Raw genomic sequence first — 6,616 nt, forward strand, 5'->3', positions numbered from 1 at the left:
GAAGTCGAGACACCGCACGCCGCGCCCGGTGTCTCGACTTCGCTCGACACGAACGGAGGGGGAAGTGTGAGGGACTGAATGGCATCGAGTGCCGCCGAGGTTGAGAAACCACCGCGCCCGAAGGGCTTCAAGCTGCTGATGGTGGCGCTCGCCACGCGCAAGTCGGCCACGATGCTGGGCTTCGGCTTTGCCTCGGGCCTGCCTTATGCTCTGCTGCTCGGCACGCTCAACGCCTGGCTGGGCGAAGTGAAGATCGACCTTGCCACCATTGGCGTGCTCTCGTGGATCGGCCTGTCTTACTCGTTCAAGTTCCTGTGGTCGCCGCTGGTGGACCGCATGGCGCTGCCCGGCCTCGAAGCGCTGGGGCGGCGCAAGAGCTGGATCTTACTGTGCCAGATCGTATTGGTTCTGGGCTTCGTGGGCCTTGCGCTGACTGATCCGGCCAAGGCCATCGGCACCTTCGCGCTGTTTGCGTTCCTCGCCGCGCTGGCCTCCGCGACGCAGGACGTGGCGGTGGACGCGTGGCGCATCGATGTCGCGGACGAGGATACGCCGGTCGAGCTGCTCTCCTCGATCTACCAGTTCGGCTACCGCATCGCCTCGATTGTCGGCGGTGCGCTGGCGCTGGTGCTGGCGGGGCGGATGTCATGGCCGCTGGTCTATCTGCTGATGGCAGGGCTGATCGCGCTGATCGGTATTGTGACCTTGCGCGCGCCCGACACACCACGCCCCGAGCAAGGCACGCTCCACGCCGCGCTGGCGCAGCCGGGTGAATTGACGCCGCGCGCGCGAGGTATTGCGCTGTTCATCGTCGGCACCAGCTGGGCCTGGGCAATCGCGACAATCGTGCGCTTCATGGTGATCATGCTGAGCCCGCTGGGGCCGGGCGAGAAACACCCCTCGGTAGGCGATTTCACGCGCCAGATGGGCCCGCTGATCGTGCTGGCGACCGTGGCGGTTCCGCTGCTCGTCGCGGCGGTGACCAATGCGATGCGCACGCAGGGCCGCGCGGTGCTGACGGCGCCTGATACGCGGCATTCGGCGGTGCGCACCGCGGCGAACCACCTCTACGTCGCGCTGATCGCCCCGCTGGCGGAACTGGTGGCGCGGCTCGGCTGGGGGGTGCTGGTGGTGATCGGGATGATCCTCACCTACACGCTGTGCTACAACGTGTGGTCGAGCTTCGCCTTCCCGTTCTACCTCGATTTCCTGCACTATTCCAAGGACGAGGTGGCCTTCGCCTCCAAGCTCTTCGGCATCTTCATGACCATCGCGGGGATCAGCCTCGGCGGCTATCTGTTCCTGCGGCTGGGGCGCATGCCGACGATCCTGATCGGCGCGATCCTCCCGATGCTGGGCAACTTCGTCTATGCCGACCTCGCCGAAGGCGCGGTGCATATCGATGCGGTGGGCAAGGCGGTGGGCCTGCACGCGCTGTTCGGCCTGTTCGGCTTCGATCCGCGCATGATCCGGCTGCTGCTGGCCATCAGCTTCGAAAACATCTCGACCGGCATCGCGGGTGCGGCCTTCGTGGCGTACCTCTCGGGCATCGTCTCCAAGCGCTATACGGCGGTGCAATATGCGCTGATGTCCTCGCTGACCTTCCTGATCGGTTCGCTGGGGCGCGGGATCGCGGGCGAGGCGTTCGATCTCTACGGCTATGCCACGGTGTTCCGCTGGACGGCGGCGGCGGGGCTGGTGGCGGTGCTGTTCGTGTGCCTCGAATGGGTGCGCGTGGCGCGGGAGGCTGGCGCTGCGCGCGATCCTTCAACAAGCTCAGGATGAGCGAGGTTTTTGATTTTCCAGTTGAACCACCCCCGCTCGTGCTGAGCTTGTCGAAGCGCGCTGGCGCCCCGTCTCAGTCCGGCGCTTCGTCGTTGCGCCTGAGCACATCGCCCGCAAGGTAGAGCGAGCCAGCGATCAACACATCGCCTTCGACGGGTAGCGCGGCGAGGGCTTCGGCGACATTGGCGAAGCTGGCCACGGGAAGCATGGTAAAGGGCGCGAAGTCTTCGGGGGTGTGCGCCTCGTGTCCCGGGGCGGGGACGATGGAGACCGAGGCGAGCTTGCCTTCCAAGGGACGCAGGATGGCGCTGGGGTCTTTGCTAGTCAGCATGCCCATGACGAGGTGGAGCGGTGCGGAATTCGCGAAATGGCGGGCGATGGCTTGCCCAGCGTCCGGATTGTGGCCGCCATCGAGCCAGACGGTGCGGTTTCCGGCGAGTGCGGTGAGCGGGCCGGTGCCGAGGCGCTGGAGGCGGGCGGGCCAGCGGGCGGCGCGGATGCCCTCTGCCATGGCTTCGGGGGTGACGGGAACGGCGCTCTGGTGGCGCAGCATGGCGATGGCGAGGGCGGCGTTGTCGGCCTGATGGGCGCCGGCGAGGCTGGGGAGCGGTAGGCTCAAGCTGCCCTTGGCGTCGCGGTATGCGATGGTTTCGCTGGTTTCTGCCCACCAATCGCGACCGCGCAAGGCAACCGGCGCGCCGATATGGCTGGCAGTGGCGAGAACGCTGGCGAGCGGGCTGTACGCGTAGCTCTGCACCACCAGCGGCGCGCCGGGCTTGGCGATGCTGGCCTTCTCGAAGGCGATGCGGGCGAGCGGCTCCTCCGGCGTCCCCGCTTCGGGCACCAGCAGGAAGGCCTCGTGGTCGATGCCCAAGGTAGCGATGCCGCAGACGGCAGGGTTTTCGAGGACGTTGGTGGCATCGAGCCTGCCGCCGAGGCCGGTCTCGATGACGCAGGCATCCGCCGGGGTTTCCGCAAAGGCGAGGAACGTTGCGACAGTGGTGACTTCGAAGAAGCTGAGGCCAAGGTCTGCGGACGCATCGAGCACGCGTTCGAGCAGGTCGGCGAGGCTTTCGTCGCTGATGAGCTTGCCCGCGACGCGGATGCGTTCGTTGTAGCGCACGAGGTGGGGCTTGGTTGCGGTGTGGACCACGAGGCCCTGCGCTTCGAGGATGGCGCGCAGATAGGCGCAGGTCGAGCCTTTGCCGTTGGTGCCCGCGACGTGGAACACCGGCGGCAGGCGGCGCTGCGGATTGCCGAGGCGATTGCAGATATCGCGCACGGTATCGAGGCCGAGGCGGCCTTGCGGGAGCGAGAGCGCGCCGAGGCGGTCCAGTTGTGTCTGCACGCGCGGGTTTTCGGAAATGGCGAAGTCGCGCAATTACCCCTCCGTCAGCCCTTCGGGCTGCCACCTCCCCATTTGCACTTCGTGAAAATGGGGAGGGCGAAGAAAAGTCTGTCTGTTTTAGGTCCTCCCCATTTTTGCGAAGCACAAATGGGGAGGTGGCCCGCGCCAGCGGGTCGGAGGGGTCAAGCCGCCTGCGCGGCCATCAGATAGCCGATGGTGCGGGCGAGGGTGGCCTTCAGCATATGGCGGCTGACGACCATGTCGATCATGCCGTGCGCGTGGAGGTATTCGGCGCGCTGGAAGCCTTCGGGGAGCTTCTCGCGGATCGTGTCCTGGATCACGCGCTGGCCGGCAAAGCCGATGAGCGCGCCGGGTTCGGCGATCTGGATATCGCCGAGCATCGCATAGCTTGCGGTCACGCCGCCGGTCGTGGGATCGGTGAGAACAACGATATACGGCAGGCCCGCCGCGCGCATGCGATTGATCGCGACGGTGGTGCGCGGCATCTGCATGAGGCTGAGAATGCCTTCCTGCATGCGCGCGCCGCCTGCCGCCGTCACGGCGATGAAGGGGCACTTGTTGGCGATGGCGGCTTCGGTCGCCGCGATGAAGGCGTCGCCTACGGCCATGCCCATCGAGCCGCCCATGAAGCCGAAATCCTGGACGCCGACCACAGCCTTGTGGCCATCGATCCTGCCGACCGCAGCGGTCAGCGCATCGGGCTGCGGGTTGGACGCGCGGGCTGCCTTGAGGCGGTCGGTATAGCGCTTGGTATCGCGGAACTTGAGCGGATCTTCGCGCACCTTGGGGGCGGGCAGCACTTCGAACCCGGCGTCGAGCAGCTGCGCGAGGCGCGTCTCGGCGCCGATGCGGCCGTGATGATCACAGCGCGGGCAGACCGAGAGGTTTTCCTCATACTCCTTGGTGAACAGCATTTCGCTGCACGAGGGGCACTTGATCCAGAGGTTGTCCGGCGTGTCGCGCTTGGGCGCGAAAGGCAGCGAATTGCGGACGCGGGTCAGCCAGCTCATGCTTCTACCTTTCGGGCATTATGGACTGCGTTGGCGAGGGCGGAGACGAGTTCCTGCACCTTTGCGGGGGCATTGTCGCCATGCTCTGCGATGATGTCGATGAGGGCCGAGCCAACGACGACGCCGTCCGCCACGCGGGCGATGGGGCCGGCCTGCTCGGGCGTGCGGACGCCGAAGCCGACCGCGACGGGGATCGTGGCTGTCTGTTTGATGCGCGTTACGGCTTCCTCGATCGAGGCGAGCGCGGCGGACTGCTTGCCGGTGATGCCCGCAACCGAGACGTAGTAGAGAAAGCCCGACGAGCCTTCGAGCACGGCGGGCAGACGCGCGTGGTCGGTGGTCGGGGTGGCAAGGCGGATCAGGCTGATCCCGGCGGCACGCAGGGACGGGCCAAGCTCGGCATCTTCCTCGGGCGGGATATCGACGCAGATGACGCCGTCGACACCGGCCTTGGCGCACTGATCGGCGAACCAGTCGGCACCGCGGATCGTCATCGGATTGGCATAGCCCATGAGGACAAGCGGCACTTCCGGATGGCGCGCGCGGAAATCGGTGGCCATCTTGAGGAGGTCAGCCGTCTTCGTACCAGCCGCAAGGCTGCGGATGTTGGCCTGCTGGATCGCTGGGCCATCAGCCATCGGATCGGTGAAGGGCATGCCGAGTTCGATCACGTCCGCGCCGCCTTCGACGAGCGCATCGAGGATAGCAGGCGTCGGGCCATCGCCGCCGGTGACGAAGCAGACGAGGGCGGGGTGGCCCTTGGCGAAGGCGCCAGAAAGCCGATTGGGGTCGAGACGGGTCATTCGGAATCCTTGCGTTCGACCACGAGAATGCGCGCAGCGCCAACAGGGTGCGCAACATGCTCATCCCCCGATTCCACGCTCACACCCTGGCCTGCGGCGAGCCGGACGATATGTTCGCCAGCCGTGTCGCGGTAGTGCATGTCCACTTCACCGTCGAGCACGACGAAGACTTCCGGACCGGTATTGCGGTGCCAGCGATAGGGCTGATCGGTCCAGTGGAGCCGCACGGTCACGTCGCCGAAATCGCTGAGCAACTGGCTGGCCCACGCACGTTCACCCACGAAATCTGTGGCGGCGAAGGGCTTCACAGCTTCACCCCCAGATGCTCCGCGACCGAGAAGATGTCCTTGTCGCCGCGTCCGCAGAGGTTGGCGAGGATGATCGCGTCCTTGTCCATCGTCGGGGCGATCTTCTTGACCGCGGCGATGGCGTGGGCGGGCTCCAGCGCAGGGATGATGCCTTCGGTGCGGCAGAGCAGCTGGAAGCCGTCGAGCGCTTCGGTGTCTGTCACCGAGGTATACTGGACGCGGCCGGTTTCCTTGAGCCAGGCGTGTTCGGGGCCGATGCCGGGATAATCGAGGCCCGCCGAGATCGAGTGGCCTTCGAGGATCTGGCCGTCTTCGTCCTGCAGGAGGTAGGTCTTGTTGCCGTGGAGCACGCCGGGGCGGCCTCCCGCGAGGCTCGCGGCGTGGAGCTGGTCGAGCCCGTGGCCCGCCGCCTCGACGCCGAGCATCTTCACGTCCGCATCATCGAGGAAGGGGTGGAACAGGCCGATGGCATTGCTGCCGCCGCCGATCGCCGCGACGAGGAGGTCGGGCAGGCGGCCGGTGCGGGCGAGCATCTGGGCGCGCGCTTCCTTGCCGATCACGCTCTGGAAATCGCGTACGAGCTCCGGATAGGGGTGCGGGCCGGCGGCGGTGCCGATGATGTAGAAGGTGTTGTGGACGTTCGCGACCCAATCGCGCAGCGCCTCGTTCATCGCATCCTTGAGCGTCGCGGCGCCAGCAGTGACGGGGACGACTTCGGCGCCGAGGAGCTTCATGCGGAACACGTTGGGCTGCTGGCGGGCAACGTCGGTCGCCCCCATGAAGATCGTGCAGGGCAGGCCGAAGCGCGCGCAGACGGTGGCGGTGGCGACGCCGTGCTGGCCCGCGCCGGTCTCCGCGATGATCCGCGTCTTGCCCATGCGGATGGCGAGGAGGATCTGGCCGATGCAATTGTTGATCTTGTGCGCGCCGGTGTGGTTGAGCTCGTCGCGCTTGAACCAGACTTGCGCGCCGCCCAGTTCCTCGGTGAGGCGGGGGGCGAAATAGAGCGGGCTTGGGCGGCCGACGTAGTGTTCGAGCAGGTCGCCAAATTCGGCGTGGAAGGCAGGATCGGCCTTGGCCTTGCGGTATTCCGCTTCCAGATCGAGGATCAGCGGCATCAGCGTTTCGGCGACATAGCGGCCGCCGAACTGGCCGAAATGGCCTTGTGCGTCGGGCTGGGTGCGGAAGCTGTTGGGGATGGGCGCGTTCATGGCGCTCCGCTTGGCAGAGGGGCGCGCGCTTGTCCAGATTCGTGGGCGAAAGGGCATTCTCTGCCCTCACCGTTCGTGTCGAGCGAAGTCGAGACACCATGCGTGGCGCTCGGTGTCTCGACTTCGCTCG

Annotated in this window: 6 protein-coding genes; 1 reads left to right on the plus strand and 5 read right to left on the minus strand. The window is 66.5% G+C overall.

Going from position 1 to position 6,616, the window contains the following annotated elements:
• Window positions 1-78 precede the first annotated feature (78 nt).
• Window positions 79-1,785, plus strand: a complete 1,707-nt coding sequence (locus IP83_RS08435) for an MFS transporter (protein WP_054121777.1) — start codon at window positions 79-81, stop codon at window positions 1,783-1,785.
• Window positions 1,786-1,858: 73 nt separating this feature from the next.
• Here IP83_RS08435 and IP83_RS08440 read toward each other — a convergent pair whose 3' ends face one another.
• From IP83_RS08440 to trpB, 5 genes are all read right to left on the minus strand, one after another.
• Entirely contained in the window at window positions 1,859-3,166 is a 1,308-nt protein-coding gene (locus tag IP83_RS08440) for a folylpolyglutamate synthase/dihydrofolate synthase family protein (protein ID WP_054121778.1), read from the minus strand.
• 149 nt (window positions 3,167-3,315) lie between these two features.
• A complete protein-coding gene (accD, locus tag IP83_RS08445) occupies window positions 3,316-4,164 on the minus strand; it encodes an acetyl-CoA carboxylase, carboxyltransferase subunit beta (RefSeq protein WP_054121779.1) in 849 nt (282 codons plus the stop codon).
• The gene (gene trpA / locus IP83_RS08450; RefSeq protein WP_054121780.1) at window positions 4,161-4,967 is read right to left on the minus strand and encodes a tryptophan synthase subunit alpha; all 807 of its coding nucleotides are present in this window, start codon (window positions 4,965-4,967) and stop codon (window positions 4,161-4,163) included. The genes accD and trpA overlap by 4 nt, the downstream gene beginning before the upstream one ends.
• A complete protein-coding gene (locus IP83_RS08455; protein WP_054121781.1) occupies window positions 4,964-5,275 on the minus strand; it encodes a cupin domain-containing protein in 312 nt (103 codons plus the stop codon). The genes trpA and IP83_RS08455 overlap by 4 nt, the downstream gene beginning before the upstream one ends.
• Window positions 5,272-6,486 carry a tryptophan synthase subunit beta gene (gene trpB / locus IP83_RS08460; RefSeq protein ID WP_054121782.1) on the minus strand — a complete coding sequence of 405 codons (1,215 nt, stop codon included), beginning with the start codon at window positions 6,484-6,486 and terminating at the stop codon, window positions 5,272-5,274. The genes IP83_RS08455 and trpB overlap by 4 nt, the downstream gene beginning before the upstream one ends.
• Between the last annotated feature and the right edge of the window lie 130 nt (window positions 6,487-6,616).

This window comes from Novosphingobium sp. AAP93 (assembly GCF_001296055.1).
Taxonomy (GTDB): domain Bacteria; phylum Pseudomonadota; class Alphaproteobacteria; order Sphingomonadales; family Sphingomonadaceae; genus Novosphingobium.